Origin of the sequence: Enterococcus sp. 12C11_DIV0727, assembly GCF_002148425.2 — a bacterium.
In the GTDB taxonomy this organism is placed as follows: domain Bacteria; phylum Bacillota; class Bacilli; order Lactobacillales; family Enterococcaceae; genus Enterococcus_L; species Enterococcus_L lemimoniae.
The window spans coordinates 414,157-429,882 of record NZ_CP147248.1 but is presented as its reverse complement, the minus strand read 5'-3'; the positions used below and the strand labels follow the sequence as shown (position 1 = coordinate 429,882).

Here is a 15,726-nt window from a genome sequence, read left to right as displayed (position 1 = left end):
TGATAAAGCAGTAGAAAAAATAATTATTTCTTTTAATTACATGTACTTTTTCTAAAATACAAGCTCAATCTAAATAACACTTCTTATTGTTACTTTATTCACAATATCTATAAATTTATTCTAATCCAACAAACCGATAAATTCCAATGAATGTTTTTTATGTTTTGGATAAATAAAATTTATAGTTTTGCTCGAATTCATTTTTACATTTATAATGCATATTTCTAAATTTATTGATAAACTGTGTGTATAAATGAATGACCAATAAGGAGTTTTATAGATGAACTTGCGGCAATTAGAGTTTTTTAGAATGTTGGCAGACACTCAACACATGACCCATGCGGCCAAGTTGTTAAATACCACACAACCAAATTTAAGCCATTCCATGTCAGAATTAGAAAAAGAATTAGATGCACAGTTATTTGAAAAAAGAGGAAGAAATATCCAACTAACAAAATATGGGAAATTTTTCTATACGTACGTTTCAACGGCTTTAGAAGAACTAGCAAAGGGTGAGCGAGCTTTAAAGGAATTAGTCAGTCCTGACAAAGGCTTGATTGACTTTGGCTTTATCTATACTGCTGGTTCTTTCTTAGCCCCTATGTTAATGAAAGAATTCTCAGCTTATCCTGGCAATGAACAAATCCGCTTCAATTTATTTCAGGGAAATTCCTCAGATATGACTGATTTACTTTTAAGAGAGGATGTCGATATCGCAATTACTTCTAAGCTAAAAGAAGATGAGCAACTTAATTATGAGATTTTAACCGAGCAAGAAATCGTTTTGGTTGTCCCAATTAATCATCCTTTAGCAACAAATGATACGATTTCTTTAAAGGATACAAGTGAATATCCTTTTGTTTATTTTAATGAGCGAAGTGGTTTGCGCCCTTATCTCGATAAATTATTAACAGCGGCCAACATTACACCAACGATTGTTTGTGAAGTCGAGGAAGATCATACGATGCTTGGTTTTGTAGCGCATGACTACGGAATTGCTTTGATACCAAAGATCCCTTCGATCGCTGCCTATAATGTTAAAACCATTACCTTGAAAGATAACTTCTTCCCTCGTTACATTTATTTAGCAACTAAAAAAGATCATTTTCTTTCGCCAGCTGCTTTACGTTTTAAAGAATTTATTGTGCCATTTGCACAAAACATGTTTTATCAATAAACAAAAGAGCTTGTTCTTTAAAAAGAACAAGCTCTTTTGTTTATTTTTCTATTTCAATGAAGAAAACTTTTAGATAGTTCCCTTCCTCAAAATGTTTATTCGTTTTAAAATCGCTTGGCAATTGATACGTTTCCTTAAATCGATAGTCCACTTGCTTTTCTTCTAATACTGCAACAATCATTTTTTTATATTTTTCCAGAGAGATATTCGCAGCATTCGTTGAGGCGATCAATAAGCCTCTATTTGACAAAATATCTACAGAATCTTTAACTAAATCACCGTAATTTTTAGCAACAGAAAACACTTTTTTCTTATTACGGGCAAAACTTGGCGGATCAAGAACGATTACATCATAGCTTAATCGCTTTCGGACAGCATATTTGAAATAATCGAAGACATCCATTACTACGATTTTTTGATCTGTCACAGCTAAATGGTTCACTTCAAACTGCTCTTTCGTTTTTGGTAAACTACGTTTGGCTAAATCTACACTAGTTGTTGTACTTGAGCCGCCCATTGCACTGGCAACTGAGAATGCTCCTGTATAGCTAAACATGTTCAAGACCGTTTTTCCAGCAGCAATCCCGTCAATCAGGCGACCTCGAACTTCTTTTTGATCCAGAAAAATCCCTGTCATCAAACCATCGTTTAAATAAGTAGCGTACGTTACACCATTTTCAACAACCAATAGTGGCTCAGGAGCATCGTTTCCAAATAGTTTTTGCGATTCTGGTAAAGAATTGGTTGCAAAGCGCACTTTTTCATACGCGCCTTTGATTTCTGGAAAACTGGCTTTAAACGCTCGAATAATTTCTGCTTTTTTTTGATACAAGGTTTCGTTATACCAAGAAAATACAGCAAAATCGTCATAACGATCGATGATCAGCCCGCCTAGTCCGTCCCCTTCTCCATTAAATACGCGATAAGCTGAAGTTGATTCATCTTGTTCATATGTGGCTCGATGACTTTTAGCTTTTAAAAATAGATTTTCTAAAAAAACTGCATCCACATTTCCTTGCCAGTTGACTAACCAGCCGATTCCTTTATTTTGTTCACCAAGATAGCCTGTCGCAATAAATTGACCTTTACTATCAACAAACGTAACCCATTCGTCTGAAAATGATTTAGGCATAGTAAAGAGATCCTCTTTTTGAATAAGGGGATATCTTCCCTTAAATTTTTTCTCCGATTTTTTTGTTACAGTTATATTCATACATGTCATCCTCAATTCAGATTTGATTTTCCAGTAAAAATTAGCTTGATTGCTTGTATTCACATCATTGGCTAGTATATCAAAAAAAGCGATCTCTGTCGTTAGCTAGAATCAATTATCTATTTTCTAATATCTTAAGAAAAGTAAAATTTTGTTAACTTTACTAGGTGGAATCTTGATTTAAATTGACATAGAATTACAGAGAGAGTAAAATTATAAGAGTGTATAGAAAGTTTTTGGAGATTTTTCAAATTACTTTCTCTTAGATCTGATTTTGGAAAGGATACGTTTACTTTGAATATTATAAAAAAAATACATATGCCTAAGTTTTTAAACACGCGTTTAGGACTTTTTGGGTTTGTGGCTTTGTTGATTTGGTTGAAAAACATTTTTGCTTATACAGTTGATTTTCATTTAAGAATTGAGAATGCTTTTGAATATTTCATTCTCTTCATTAACCCAATTGCTTCTACGTTTTTCTTATTGGCAATTGCTTTATATGTAAGAAGAAAGAAAGCTTCATATATTACGATGATGGTCTTGTATTTTCTGTTGACGTTACTATTATTCTCTAATGTAGTGTATTACAGAGAATTTACTGACTTTATTACAGTGAATACAATGCTTGGTGCCGGGAAGGTTGCCAGCGGACTGGGTGAAAGTGCGTTACGTTTGTTTAGACCCTACGATGTCCTTTATTGGCTTGATTTCATTGTAATTGGTATTTTATTGCTAACTAAAAAAATCAAAATGGATGAACGTCCTGTCAGAGCACGTGTTGCCGTTTCAATTAGTATGTTATCTGCTTTGTTTTTTGTCGCAAACTTAACATTAGCCGAAACAGCTCGTCCTCAATTATTGGGTCGCCAATTCTCTCGTGATTATATCGTTAAGTTTTTAGGCTTAAATGCTTTTACAGTTTATGATGGTGTCACCACCTACCAAACAAACCAAGTTCGAGCAGAAGCTAGTGAAAATGATATGGACGCTGTTTCAGATTACGTCAAGGGTCATTATGCCGCACCAAACCCAGATACTTTTGGTATGGCTAAAGGAAAAAATGTGATTTATATTCACTTAGAAAGTTTCCAACAATTTTTGATTGATTACAAATTGAAAGATGAAAAAGGTGTTGAGCATGTTGTAACACCATTTATCAATAGCTTGTATCACAGTAATAGTACCTATAGTTTTGACAATTTCTTTCACCAAGTGGGTCAAGGAAAAACAAGTGATGCTGAAACTATGTTTGAAAATTCATTATTCGGTTTAGACCAAGGGTCATTATTCACTCAAGTCGGTGGTAAGAATACCTTTGAAGCAGCTCCTGCTATTTTGGGTCAAGAAGCCGGTTATACAAGTGCTGTCTTCCATGGGAATGCTGGTAACTTCTGGAACCGTAACGAAACATACAAGCATTTAGGTTATAATTATTTCTTTGATGCTAATTACTACGACGTTAATGAAGATAATTCATTCCAATACGGTCTGCATGATAAACCGTTTTTCCAACAATCGGCTCAATATTTGGAGCACTTGCAACAACCGTTTTACTCTAAATTTATTGCTGTTTCAAATCACTATCCATATTCTCAATTTACTAATGATGAAGCTGGATTCCCGATTGCTCAAACATCTGATGAAACAATCAACGGCTATTTTGCTACAGCTAATTATCTTGATAAATCCGTTGAAGAATTCTTTAATTATTTAAAAGCTTCTGGTCTTTATGAAAACTCTGTAATCGTCCTTTATGGTGATCACTACGGCGTTTCGACTTCTAGAAACCAGAACTTAGCGGAATTACTTGGGAAATCAAAATCAACTTGGAATGACTTTGACAATTCAACTATGCAGCGCGTTCCTTATATGATCCATATTCCAGGTCAAACAAATGGCGGAATCAATCATACGTATGGTGGTCAAATTGATGCGTTACCTACCCTATTACATTTAATGGGTGTTGACACGAAAAACTACATTCAAATGGGTCAAGATTTATTCTCTAAAGACAACTCACAACTGGTTGCATTTAGAAATGGTAATTACGTTTCACCTAAATATACAATGTTAGGCTCTAGTATCTATGAAACTGCTACTGGTCGTCTGCTAGAAGAACCAACTGAGCAAGAAAAACAAGAAGCTAAAGCATTGAAAGAGCAGGCTAATTTGCAGTTATCGATGTCTGATCAAACAACAAACGGTGACTTGCTACGATTCTATACAAATAGCGGATTAACACCAGTCAATCCGGATGATTACAATTACAAGGATCAATTAAAACAGTTAGAAAAAATCGAAGATGAAAAAGGCAATAAATCCACAAGTGTTTACAGTAAAAACAACAACACTTCTACCGTTGATAAATACCATACTGAAACATACCAAGACTATTTAAAATCTGGTAAATAACACAAAATAATCACGAAAGCTTGAGTAAATTACTCAAGCTTTTTTATATCTTATTCATAATTTATTCATATTCTTCTTTTATACTTAGTTTAGTGAGGTGAACCTAATTGAAAAACATCCGTTACGCTTTTGCCAGCGTTTCTTATCATAAAAAAATTTCTTTTAGCATTGGTGTCTGCTCGGCCTTTTTTCTATTTCTATTAACAAGTATTCTGAATCTCAAAGATCTAGAAAGTTCATTGTACAACCAAGTTAGTACCGTAATCAATAACACTGATTACCACTTCAACTATCAAAAAATTATGCAACTATACACTTCTTTATATATTGTTATGTTAGTTTTATGGACAATTTTGATTACACTATTACTCTTTATTTCATTAAAATTAAAAAAACAAGATATGATGAAATGGCGTATTATGGGATTTTCAAATGGTTTCGTCACGAAGCAATCCATTTTGGAGAGTATGATTCCAATCGCATTTGGCATACTCGTTACTGCTGTTTTTCTTGGTGTCTGTCAACATACATATGAATACATTTTAATCCAAGCCAGACCCATCCTCGCTAATGGACTAGGTATCAAGAGGGTGACACTTTTTTCCTCTAAGATACTGATTGAAAGTACGCCGAGTCAACTAATAGATTCAACTGCCGACACGCATTTTCTGTCCTTACAAATAAGCAACTTACCTGTTGCTGCAATTTTTAGAGCATTCTCAAAGAGTTCTTTCATAGTAGTATCGATTACAGCGGTGAGCACCTTAGTTTCCACTTATCTTCTTTCAAGACAATCAAAAAAAGTATTTAGGATGTGAGTACATGAATTTTCCTTTAGTAAATAATTGGACTGAAGACAGTTTCAAAGAGCTATTTCAACAACAACATATGACGGTCGTTTTAGAAGATCAAAGTAGTATCCAAGCTGATTTTTATTTTTTAATTGATAAAACGTTTGATATGAAACAGTCCATGGCGATTGGGTTTATTCTATCTGAAAATATCTTTTTGCCTTATCTTTCGATTAGAGATAATTTATTTGTAGGAACTTCAATCAAGGAAAAGGACAAAAAGAAACGACTGAATGATTTATTCACCTACGTTTCTCTTCCAGCAAGTGTATTAAACAAATCCGAGGATCAATTAAGTACTTTTGAACAAATCAAACTTCAGTTAATTCAATTATTACTACTAGAAAAAGATATCATTATTATTGATGATATCTTCCAAAAACTAACGATTAGTCAAAGACAAGAGCTATTACCCTTACTTCAAAAAATCGCAAAAGAAAAACAAAAAGCTATTTTAGTTTTAACGAATGATATTCAAATTGCTGAAAGTCCATATATGGATAAAATCATTAAAACAGCTTAAAAAAGCTCCGATCAAACATATTCTGTTTGATCGGCGCTTTTTCTAGATTTCATCTTCTATTTCAACATCAGGAAACGAAATAGTAAAACTAGTTCCTTGACCTTCCTGACTTTCTACACTGATCTTCCCTTTGTGCAGACGGACCAATTGTTGCACAATGGATAGCCCTAAACCAGACTCACCATATTTTGTATTCTTGCGAGAAGGATCAACTTTGTAATATCGGTCCCAAATATTTTGGACTTGTTCCTCCATCATTCCTATTCCAGTGTCTGAAATCGTAATAATCGTTTCCAAGTATCCTTTTTGCAAGCGAACCCGAATCTCTCCATCTTGCGTAAATTGAATCGCATTTTGAATAATATTAACCATGACTTGAACAAAACGATCATAATCTGCATAAACATCGATTGCTTCATCGGCTTCTAATATCAGCCGATCATTAGCTGATTCAGCTTTTCCTTCTAACTGCGTCAGGATATTTTTCAACGTTTCAGTTGCATCAAACTTTTTGACCACAATACTAATTTGATTGGTTCTGATTTTTTCATAATCTAAGTTTTCGTTAACTAAGCGAATTAACCGTGAAGTTTCATTTTGCATCAATTTAATGGCATTTTCTCTTTGGCTTTCCGGAATTGCATTGTATTGCAGCCCCTCCAACAATCCATTAATGGTTGTGAGTGGCGTTCTCATCTCATGGGAAGCATCCGCCATAAATTGGCGCCGCCGATCTTCTTGTCGATCGATTTCTTCTCTAGATTCCTTTAGAGATTCAGCCATCTTGTTAAAGTCTTCTGCTAAATCATCGAATTCATCTTTGTCATGCGTAACCAGTTTAATATCAAAATTACCGCTCGTGATTTCTTTCGTTGCTTTTCTCATTCGATTGATTCGCTTCACTTGGAAACTAGCAAAGAAATAGCTTAGAATCAATCCAACGATGCTGGATATAATAAAGCCTTTAAATAAATTGGCCGTTATTGCATCGACACTATCTGAAACATTTTTTGCTGGTTGTGTAATGACTAACGCACCAATAATGATGTTCTCATTGGATTGAACATTGGTTTTGCTGACCGGCATCATTACATAAGATGACATATTTTTATTGCCGTAAATATCTCTTTCGATCGTAGCATATTCTTGCTGCCCCTGCATTAAGGCATCCCAATTTTCTTTAATAACTGTGTTATCAAGTTTTTTTTCTGAACTCAAAGGGTATTGCACCTGCATGTTTCGATCATAAAAAACAAACTGAACATCTTGATTGCTTAAAAATCCTTCAAATAACTGAAACGAAGTGTTCCAAATGTCTTGATCCGTCATCCCTGGCATTCTATTGATCGAATCTTTGGTTTTCCAAGCGGATATAGCATATCCTCGAAGCTGCTCATAATTGGTATCCTGTAATGTTTTTTTGGTTAATTGGGTAAAAGATGTCCCCACGATCAATATGATTAGAATGATCACACCCCAAAAAGCCAATAATTGTTGATATAAATATTTCATCTATGCTACTCCAGAATCGTCAAATTTATACCCTACGCCCCAAACTGTTTGAATAACCTGTGGTCCAACCTTTTCAATTTTTTGACGTAACTTTTTAATGTGAGCATCCACAGTCCGTTCATCACCAAAATATTGATAATCCCAAACCATTTCCAGTAACTGCTCACGTGAAAATACTTGTCTTGGCTTTTTCGCTAACGTATAAAGCAAATCGAATTCTTTTGGTGTCAATCCGCCAATTAGTTTGTCATCCAGATAAGCTTCTCTAGTTTTAGTATTCATCTTGAAATGATCTGTCTCTACATCAAATTGATCATCTGAACGTTCTGATCCTTCTACCGCATGCTCCCCGATTTCAGAACGACGATGGAGCGCTTTGATTCGGGCGATCAACGTCAATGGGCTGAATGGTTTGGTGACGTAGTCATCTGCTCCCATCTCCAAACCGATTACTTGATCACTTTCGGAGTCTCTTGCTGTCAACATAATGATCGGAACTGTATTTGATACTTTCCGAACCTCACGGCAAACTGCCATACCATCCATCGTCGGTAAATTCAAATCAAGTGTGATCATATCCCATTTTTCTGGGTTTTCTAAGAAGGCATCAAGTCCTTCTTTACCATCATATTTAAACGTAGCTTCCCAGCCCTCATTTAAAAAAAACATTTGCATCATTTCTGAAACAGACTCATTATCTTCTATCATTAATACATTCATTATTTTACTCGCCTCTTTCCTTCAAGTTTAACGTCATTTATATTATACTCTAAAAAACGGCTAGCTCCAATAACTTCTATCTTTCTTCAAAAAAGCTTTGTCTTTTGTTCAATCTTTGATACTATTAGGGATGAAAGGACGTTGAAAATTCATGAAAAATATCCAGGCAGTCACTTTTTTTGATTTAGATGGTACATTATTGGATCACAAATCACAAATTACACCAGAGATCACAAATGCTATTCAGGCATTAAAAAATAACAATATCTTACCCTTGATTGCAACCGGTCGGACAGTAGTAGAAATCGAACATATTATGAAAGCTAGCGGAATTGATTCAGCAATCGTAATGAATGGGCAATTTATCCAAGTTGAGGGAAAAAAAGTCTATTCCGATGAATTTACTTATGAAGAATGTTTAAAAATGTATGAACAGGTCAAAAGTCTTGGTCATGAACTATCCTTTTATAATGATCAACAAATTTGGTGTTCTGGTCATAATGACATAGTCACAAATGCGTATGCCTTTATCCATTCCCAAGCTCCTGTAATCGATCATTCTAGTTTGAAAGATAAGACGGTTAATATGATGTTAGTTCTCTCAGAAGATGGCGATGAGCACTATTTAAAGCATTTTCCAGAAATGACCTTTTATCGTAATGGCCCCTACTCTATCGATACAGTTAGAAAGGGCGTTTCTAAAGGAACAGGCGTTCAAAACTTGTTCAAAACGCTCGACTTGCCAAACGTTCCTACGTTTGCTTTTGGTGATGGAATCAACGATCTTGCGCTATTTGAAGCATGCGACAATAAAATTGCTATGGGCAATGCACGTAAGGAACTTAAAGAACGATCTAGCTTTATTACTAAGAAAAATACTGAAGGCGGAATTGTCCATGCCTTAAAACATTTTGACTTGATTTAAGCTGTCAACTCCATAAAAAAATCCCACTTCTTATTTAGAAGATGGGATTTCTTTTTTATGTCTTTTTTGATGAACACAGATAACGGTTCCTGTCACTTGAATCAGTAAGAGAAAAAGTAAAATAGCACTTAATCCTAGATGTCCTTGATCGAACGTTCTTTTTAACAATATAAGTAAAATAAGACTGCTTACTGAATAAAGTGACCATTGCTTATCCATAATATCTAGACCCCTTTGGTTTGTTACCTATAAGGATAGGACTTTTACTTAGAAAAAGCAAGGATGTTTTAGGTATCTGTGAAGTTTCCAACAATTTTTTAGTGTTTCTTTATAATTCTAAGGAAATTCTAAAATTAGCTTAGCTTCTTTTTTGTCTTCGAATGATTTTATTCATTTCAAACATCTCAAAAAAATGATACACTAATTTTACTGCGAATTTATTGTAAGGAGTTTTGTTCCATGGAAGAAAATAAACAAACAAATACACAACTTATCTTAGATACATGTTTGATGGCTGGCAAGATCATGACAGAAAGTGGTTCTGAAGTTTACCGAGTTGAAGATACAATGAACCGGATTGCTGAAAATGCTGGTCAAAAAGAAAGTGTTAGTTATGTAACCGCTACTGGTCTTTTTATGGGCTTTCGCTCTAGTAATTATACTCAATTAGAAAATGTTACAGAACGAAGTATTAATTTAGAAAAAGTTGCTATCGTTAATAACCTTTCGCGGAAATTTGCGGATAAAGAAATTTCATTAGTAGAACTTAATCACAAGCTTACAAATATCAATCATGAAGCACCGACGTATTCCGTTTCGCTACAAATCCTCGCAGCAGGGCTTGTCAGCTGTACTCTGATGTACATTTTTGGTGGAAATTGGCATGACTTTCTTGCCACTTTTTTTATTGGTATGATCGGATATAGCGTGGCCTACTTCACAAAAGAATGGCTGAACATCAAATTTCTTGATGACTTTCTTGCTGCTTTTACCATTGGGCTACTTGCTTATCTAGCAGTCAAATTCCACTTAGCAGGAAATATTGATAATATCATTATCGGTGCCGTGATGCCTCTTGTCCCTGGTGTAGCTATTACAAACTCTTTTAGAGACATACTAGCAGGACATCTTTTAAGTGGAACAGCACGAGCTACTGAGGCAATATTTGTTGCTGGATCAATTGGCATCGGAATTGCCATCGTTTTTAAATTATTTATGTAAGGAGAAATGAACGTGGAAGTACTCATACATTGTTTATTTAGTTATTTAAGTACCGTTACCTTCGGCATTGTGACAAATGTTCCCAGAAAGCTTTTAAATGCTTGTGGTATCACAGGTGCTGTAGGCTGGATGGTTTATTGGTCTACGAAAAACTTAGAAGTAGGAGTGATCTTTGCTAACTTTTTAGGAGCAATCGGTATTGGGTTATTAAGCATTTATTTTTCTCGTAAAAAAAAGATGCCGATGACGATTTTTAATATTCCTAGCCTTGTTCCATTAGTACCAGGTGGTCCTGCCTATCAAGCGGTCAGAAGCATTGTTTTAGGTGATTATGTTTTAGGGTTCCATTCAATCATTAAAGTAATCATGACTGCTGGCGCGATTGCCGCTGGCTTTATGGTCACTGGAATCGTCGAACGTTTATTAAAAAATGTATTAGATAAAAATAGAGCTGGCTTTAAAAAAAATTAACTTAAACACTCGATCAAGTAAACAAAACTCCTTGATCGAGTGTTTAGATTAATCTAGCGAAATTTCTCCTGTCTCTTCTTCAAAAAACAATAACAAATCCTGCAAGCTTAACTTTTCTTTTTCTTCCTTGTTTAGATCTTTAACGATTTGGCCCTTTTGTAAAACAATCAGCCGATTCCCATAATGCAACGCATCTTCCATTCGATGAGTGATCATTAAACAAGTTAACTGTCCTTCTTTGATTCTTTGATCCGTCAATTGCATCAACTGTTTTGACGTTTTAGGATCTAAAGCCGCTGTATGCTCATCTAAAAGTAACAGCTCAGGTTTAGTCAGTGTTGCCATTAATAAACTTAAAGCTTGTCTTTGCCCACCTGATAAATTCCCTGTTGGTGTATCTAGATGGTTTTCCAAGCCATTACCGACTTCGCTACAAATTTTGGTAAAAAATGCTCTTTCCTCATTAATCTTACGTAAACGCAACCCACGTTTTTTCCCACGATAAAGTGCTAATAATAAGTTCTCAGCAACGGTCATTCTAGGCGCCGTACCCATTTTGGGGTCTTGAAACACACGAGATAAATATTTAGCTCGCTTTTCTTCAGAAAAAGCTGTAATATTTTGCTCATTGATTATTAACTCCCCTTCACTCAAAGAAGTTGTGCCAGCAATACTATTGAATAAAGTACTTTTTCCTGCTCCATTACCACCTAAGACAGTTACAAATTCTCCTTGAGTAATCGTTAAATTGACATTATTCAAGATATTTTTTGTTTCATTTAGACCATTGTCGATCCGTTTTGTTGCATGTTTAAGTTCTAAAACCGTACTCATCTTTCATCCTCCTTTGATGGCAAAAAGTGTAGATTCAGAGCCTTTTTTAACTGAGGGATCATTAAGCATGCGGCCAAAATCACAGCTGAAAAGACTTTTAAGTACGTTGTGTCAAACCCTAACTTAATGACTAATAAGATCAATAATTGATAGATGATACTCCCGACCACAATAGCGACTAAACGTTCTGCAAAAGTCAATTCACCAAACAATACTTCACCAATAATGATTGAAGCTAATCCAATGACAATCACGCCGGTCCCCTTGTTGACGTCTGCATAACCATCATTCTGGGCAATCAACGCTCCAGACAAAGCAATCACACCATTAGATAAGGTCAATCCTAATATTTTCATGGAATCTGTCTTGATCCCGATCGAACGTGCCATATGTTCATTATCTCCCGTCGCAATATAAGCTTGTCCCAAATTTGTATTAAAGAAAAACAGTAATAAGCTAATGATGATTGCCAAAAATATCACACCTAAGAAAACAATATCATAGTAATTCGGCAAATTTAGTTGTAAAAAGAAGTCTTGAATCTTTGGCTTGTTCAGTAAAGATAAATTTGGTGTCTGCATCACATACAGAATAACCGAATTCAATCCTGACATCACCAAAATACCTGCCAAAATCACTGGGATTTTCCCTTTAGTAAATAGTAGTCCTGTTACCAAGCCCGCACACATCCCTGCTAAAACACCCAACAATGTAGCGATAATTGGATGAATTCCTGATGTAATTGCTGTGACACACACGGCTCCTCCTAATGGAAATGAGCCTTCTGTCGTCATATCGGGAAAATTTAAAATTCGATAGGTCATAAAAATACCTAATCCTAGTATTGCCCATAACATTCCTTGTCCAATTGCTGAAACAATCATTTGATTCTCTCCTTTATTTAGTCTACGATCTTCGCTTTCGACTTGATTTTTTCTGGAATTGATACTCCTAATTTGTCAGCTTGCCTTTGATTAACAATAATATCGCCTGTTTTAAATGTATAGATAGCCGTCGTTGCAGGTTTGGCTTCTCCTGATAAGATATCCGCTGCCATTTTACCAGTTTGAACACCTAAGTCAAATTGATTGATCCCTACGGTAGCCAGCCCGCCTTGTTCTACCATAGTATCTACCGAAGGAATGATCGGTGTTTTTGTTTTATCAGCTTCATTGACGACAGTTTGCATCGCATTTGCAATTGTATTATCTGTTGGAATATAAATAAAGTCCACTTCACTCGTCATTACTTGAACTGTTTGTGCAATTTCATTACTTGACGGCACTGCGTACGTTTTCACGCTCAGCCCTTTTTTCTCTGCAACGTTTTTTGCTTCTTCAACCTGATATTTAGAATTTTCTTCAGATGAAGCATATAAGATTCCAACTTTTTTACTCTTCGGCAAAATCTCAGTCACTAAATCAAACTGAGCATCTACTGGGGATTTATCACTGACTCCAGTGATATTACCGCCCGGCTTTTGGTTATCTTTTACAAGACCAGCACTGACCGGGTCCGTGATTGCACCGAGAACGATAGGGATTTCTGTGGTTGTATTCGCTAGCGCTTGGGCCGCAGGTGTTGCAATTCCGATCAAAACATCAGATTTTTTTTCTTGCACCAATTGCTGACTCATCGTAGCTAACTTACTTTGATCTGCTTGTCCATTTTGAAAAGCGATCGTCATATTTTTTCCATCCTCATACCCTTTTTCCTTCAATCCCGCTTGAATCCCTTTATAAATCTGATCTAAAGCAGGATGACTAACAAACTGTAAGACCCCCACAGTTGGTAACTTCTCTTTCGCCGATTCTTGTTTTTCTACAAAGAAAGAACCAATTAAAAAAACAACAATAACGACGACAACGACCGATAAACGATTTTTTCTCATAACGTTTCCTCCTAATTTAAAAGCGTAGCAGGCTCGCCTGCGTAGATAGAGAACCATTCAGTCTCCATCTATTATTCTCTTTGCTTAAACAACTTCAAACAAAAAAACAACGACAAATCCTAAAAAGGAGCAGTCATTGTTTTTCAACAAAAACCGCATAGACTAACATCTATGCGGTCAAAAATTCATCTTGAATACACCGACATAGATACAAAATTTAGAATTTGTCTTCTAAAGTTGTATCTATGAGAGTCTCATACATACAACTATCTACGCCAGTTTTGCCATGAATTATTCAATTGGTTGATTGGTTTTGACAGTTGGTTCATGTAATCACTCCTATAGTTTTGTAATAAAGTCAGTTTACACTATAAAGAATTTGTTCGTCAAGTCTAAAAATGTTTAAAGGAACGATTATTTTGAAATCTCTTTTTATATCGTATCTATTTTTAGTCGTCTACGATAACTCCAACTATCTTTATTTTCTTTAAAAGGATAAAAGTTTAGACTAGTAAACATTTTCTGAGAGGCTTTATTCCAATTAAAAATTTCACTCACAGTAATATAGTTTCTCCCCAGTTTTTTTGCTTTGTAAATAAAGTATTTCGTAACCCTTCGGCCAATATGACGATTGCGAAAGGCTTGATCGATCACGATCGCATAGTCATCATCTGCTAACCAAACATCCCCTATTATTTGCGGGTGCTCCCCATTGTTGTATTCTATATAATAGAGTAAGCCATGTTCATTTTGCCATTCATACATTTGCTGAATTTGTTTTTTTGTGTAGGCAATCTTTGATCCAACTATATTGTACATACTTTCAGGATCTTGATACCATTTTAAAGACTCCTGACGAAACTGATCAAAAGGGATCAAGCGAATCTCTTTGTTTACTCGCACTTTTTTTGATTGATTATGTTTGAAAGAGGACTCAGGTTTAGGCTGAGTCCTCTTTCGTAATAAATCAGTCGCCAAAGTCCGCCACTTAAAAGTTGTCACGTTGATCACGTCTTACAGGGACACGCTGTAATCTAGGTCTTACTATAAAAAGTCCCACTAAAATGAATAGAATTAATTCTTTCATATCAAGTCCTTCTTTCTACTATTTGATTTATTGTGCTACTGAATCGGCTTCTGAAGATTGACCAACACCTTGCTCGTCTGTGGCTGCTTGAGTTGTTGCTGGCGTTTCAGAACTTGACGTCTTTGTTGCTGCTGGTGGTTGAGCACTTTTTCCCACACTAGTTAATGGCAACTGATTTAAAGACGGGATAAGCATGGTTTTGATATCTAGACTTTTATCAATTGGAATCCTATTTTTTTCTTTACCATTTTCAAAGAAAATAATTGTTACGTCATCTTTTTTAATATTATATTTTTTTTCGATTTTCTCTGCATCATAAACGATTGGATAAATATAGATACTATGATTGAAATCTTTCATTTGTTTACTGTCCTTTAAGACATCAATGATTTGAGTATAGGTCTCTCCGCTTGGTGTTGAAAACAAAACCGTCATCGCTGTTTTATCACTGATTTCCTTATCGGCCGTTTGACTGTCTAAATAGCTGGCTTTTTTCACTAGCTTATCTTCACTAACAAGGGATTTAATTTCTGATGCACGAATATGAGCCTGCATCCTTGGAACTGCTACAACTAAACTTATAATGGCTAAAATGATCACAGCCAAAATGATGGCAGCTAGTTTTTTTTGTCTATTTATGAGAGCAATAAAATCATCTTTAACATCAATAAAATTTTTCTTCATGTGTTCTCTCCTCTACAACTTATGCTTTTATTATACTAGTAGTTTATTCCTTTGCCTAGTATAACAAATAAAGACTCTAAACTATTTAATAAAACAGAGCTTTATTTTCATTATATATTTATATAAATATTAAAAAACACGAATTATAAAAAACAAGAATCCGTTATTGACAAACGATATTCTCTAGCCTATACTTTCATTAATG

The 15,726-nt window shown here is 35.1% G+C and carries 16 protein-coding genes; 7 read left to right on the top strand and 9 right to left on the bottom strand.

Annotated elements, in window-relative coordinates; genetic code table 11:
* Positions 1–280: 280 nt before the first annotated feature.
* Entirely contained in the window at positions 281–1,177 is an 897-nt protein-coding gene (locus A5866_RS02130; RefSeq protein ID WP_086444500.1) for a LysR family transcriptional regulator, read from the top strand.
* Positions 1,178–1,217: 40 nt separating this feature from the next.
* Here the strand turns inward: A5866_RS02130 and A5866_RS02125 are convergent, their stop codons facing one another.
* Positions 1,218–2,390 carry a class I SAM-dependent rRNA methyltransferase gene (locus A5866_RS02125; protein ID WP_086444501.1) on the bottom strand — a complete coding sequence of 391 codons (1,173 nt, stop codon included), beginning with the start codon at positions 2,388–2,390 and terminating at the stop codon, positions 1,218–1,220.
* A 303-nt stretch (positions 2,391–2,693) separates the two neighbouring features.
* On the opposite strand from A5866_RS02125, the gene A5866_RS02120 reads away from it, so the two are divergent.
* The 3 genes from A5866_RS02120 to A5866_RS02110 all read left to right on the top strand — a co-directional run bounded on the left by A5866_RS02120 (position 2,694) and on the right by A5866_RS02110 (position 6,176).
* On the top strand, positions 2,694–4,802 hold the full coding sequence (locus A5866_RS02120; protein WP_303393686.1) for an LTA synthase family protein: 2,109 nt from the start codon (positions 2,694–2,696) through the stop codon (positions 4,800–4,802).
* Positions 4,803–4,909: 107 nt separating this feature from the next.
* Positions 4,910–5,620: a hypothetical protein gene (locus A5866_RS02115; RefSeq protein WP_086279555.1), complete on the top strand. Its 711-nt coding sequence runs from the start codon at positions 4,910–4,912 to the stop codon at positions 5,618–5,620.
* Positions 5,621–5,624: 4 nt separating this feature from the next.
* Positions 5,625–6,176 (top strand): hypothetical protein, encoded by a 552-nt coding sequence (locus tag A5866_RS02110; RefSeq protein ID WP_086279556.1) that lies wholly within the window; start codon positions 5,625–5,627, stop codon positions 6,174–6,176.
* Positions 6,177–6,218: 42 nt separating this feature from the next.
* On the opposite strand, the gene A5866_RS02105 is transcribed toward A5866_RS02110, so the two are convergent.
* Both A5866_RS02105 and A5866_RS02100 read right to left on the bottom strand, forming a co-directional pair.
* Positions 6,219–7,688, bottom strand: a complete 1,470-nt coding sequence (locus A5866_RS02105) for a sensor histidine kinase (protein ID WP_086444503.1) — start codon at positions 7,686–7,688, stop codon at positions 6,219–6,221.
* On the bottom strand, positions 7,689–8,408 hold the full coding sequence (locus tag A5866_RS02100) for a response regulator transcription factor (protein ID WP_086279558.1): 720 nt from the start codon (positions 8,406–8,408) through the stop codon (positions 7,689–7,691). It abuts the gene before it with no gap.
* Positions 8,409–8,559: 151 nt separating this feature from the next.
* On the opposite strand from A5866_RS02100, the gene A5866_RS02095 reads away from it, so the two are divergent.
* Positions 8,560–9,333, top strand: a complete 774-nt coding sequence (locus tag A5866_RS02095) for a Cof-type HAD-IIB family hydrolase (protein WP_086444504.1) — start codon at positions 8,560–8,562, stop codon at positions 9,331–9,333.
* Between the two features lie 30 nt (positions 9,334–9,363).
* Here A5866_RS02095 and A5866_RS02090 read toward each other — a convergent pair whose 3' ends face one another.
* Positions 9,364–9,552: a hypothetical protein gene (locus A5866_RS02090; RefSeq protein ID WP_086444505.1), complete on the bottom strand. Its 189-nt coding sequence runs from the start codon at positions 9,550–9,552 to the stop codon at positions 9,364–9,366.
* 240 nt (positions 9,553–9,792) lie between these two features.
* On the opposite strand from A5866_RS02090, the gene A5866_RS02085 reads away from it, so the two are divergent.
* Both A5866_RS02085 and A5866_RS02080 read left to right on the top strand, forming a co-directional pair.
* Entirely contained in the window at positions 9,793–10,554 is a 762-nt protein-coding gene (locus A5866_RS02085) for a threonine/serine exporter family protein (RefSeq protein ID WP_086279561.1), read from the top strand.
* Positions 10,555–10,566: 12 nt separating this feature from the next.
* Positions 10,567–11,025: a threonine/serine exporter family protein gene (locus A5866_RS02080; RefSeq protein WP_086279562.1), complete on the top strand. Its 459-nt coding sequence runs from the start codon at positions 10,567–10,569 to the stop codon at positions 11,023–11,025.
* Positions 11,026–11,073: 48 nt separating this feature from the next.
* Here A5866_RS02080 and A5866_RS02075 read toward each other — a convergent pair whose 3' ends face one another.
* From A5866_RS02075 to A5866_RS02055, 5 genes are all read right to left on the bottom strand, one after another.
* On the bottom strand, positions 11,074–11,859 hold the full coding sequence (locus A5866_RS02075; RefSeq protein WP_086444506.1) for an ABC transporter ATP-binding protein: 786 nt from the start codon (positions 11,857–11,859) through the stop codon (positions 11,074–11,076).
* Positions 11,856–12,743: an ABC transporter permease gene (locus tag A5866_RS02070; RefSeq protein ID WP_086279564.1), complete on the bottom strand. Its 888-nt coding sequence runs from the start codon at positions 12,741–12,743 to the stop codon at positions 11,856–11,858. Before A5866_RS02070 ends, A5866_RS02075 begins: the two co-directional genes overlap by 4 nt.
* A 17-nt stretch (positions 12,744–12,760) precedes the next feature.
* A complete protein-coding gene (gene trpX / locus A5866_RS02065; protein WP_086444507.1) occupies positions 12,761–13,750 on the bottom strand; it encodes a tryptophan ABC transporter substrate-binding protein in 990 nt (329 codons plus the stop codon).
* A gap of 432 nt (positions 13,751–14,182) precedes the next feature.
* A complete protein-coding gene (locus tag A5866_RS02060; RefSeq protein ID WP_086444508.1) occupies positions 14,183–14,752 on the bottom strand; it encodes a GNAT family N-acetyltransferase in 570 nt (189 codons plus the stop codon).
* Positions 14,753–14,864: 112 nt separating this feature from the next.
* Positions 14,865–15,521, bottom strand: coding sequence for a hypothetical protein (locus tag A5866_RS02055; protein WP_086444509.1), 657 nt, complete (start codon positions 15,519–15,521; stop codon positions 14,865–14,867).
* Positions 15,522–15,726 lie beyond the last annotated feature (205 nt).

Excerpts from the sequence above, each read along its gene's own strand:
- trpX (WP_086444507.1), bottom strand. The coding sequence starts at position 13,750 with ATGAGAAAAAATCGTTTATCGGTCGTTGTCGTCGTTATTGTTGTTTTT.
- A5866_RS02085 (WP_086279561.1), top strand. The coding sequence starts at position 9,793 with ATGGAAGAAAATAAACAAACAAATACACAACTTATCTTAGATACATGT.
- A5866_RS02090 (WP_086444505.1), bottom strand. The coding sequence starts at position 9,552 with ATGGATAAGCAATGGTCACTTTATTCAGTAAGCAGTCTTATTTTACTT.
- A5866_RS02100 (WP_086279558.1), bottom strand. The coding sequence starts at position 8,408 with ATGAATGTATTAATGATAGAAGATAATGAGTCTGTTTCAGAAATGATG.
- A5866_RS02075 (WP_086444506.1), bottom strand. The coding sequence starts at position 11,859 with ATGAGTACGGTTTTAGAACTTAAACATGCAACAAAACGGATCGACAAT.
- A5866_RS02110 (WP_086279556.1), top strand. The coding sequence starts at position 5,625 with ATGAATTTTCCTTTAGTAAATAATTGGACTGAAGACAGTTTCAAAGAG.
- A5866_RS02095 (WP_086444504.1), top strand. The coding sequence starts at position 8,560 with ATGAAAAATATCCAGGCAGTCACTTTTTTTGATTTAGATGGTACATTA.
- A5866_RS02130 (WP_086444500.1), top strand. The coding sequence starts at position 281 with ATGAACTTGCGGCAATTAGAGTTTTTTAGAATGTTGGCAGACACTCAA.
- A5866_RS02125 (WP_086444501.1), bottom strand. The coding sequence starts at position 2,390 with ATGAATATAACTGTAACAAAAAAATCGGAGAAAAAATTTAAGGGAAGA.
- A5866_RS02055 (WP_086444509.1), bottom strand. The coding sequence starts at position 15,521 with ATGAAGAAAAATTTTATTGATGTTAAAGATGATTTTATTGCTCTCATA.
- A5866_RS02070 (WP_086279564.1), bottom strand. The coding sequence starts at position 12,743 with ATGATTGTTTCAGCAATTGGACAAGGAATGTTATGGGCAATACTAGGA.
- A5866_RS02105 (WP_086444503.1), bottom strand. The coding sequence starts at position 7,688 with ATGAAATATTTATATCAACAATTATTGGCTTTTTGGGGTGTGATCATT.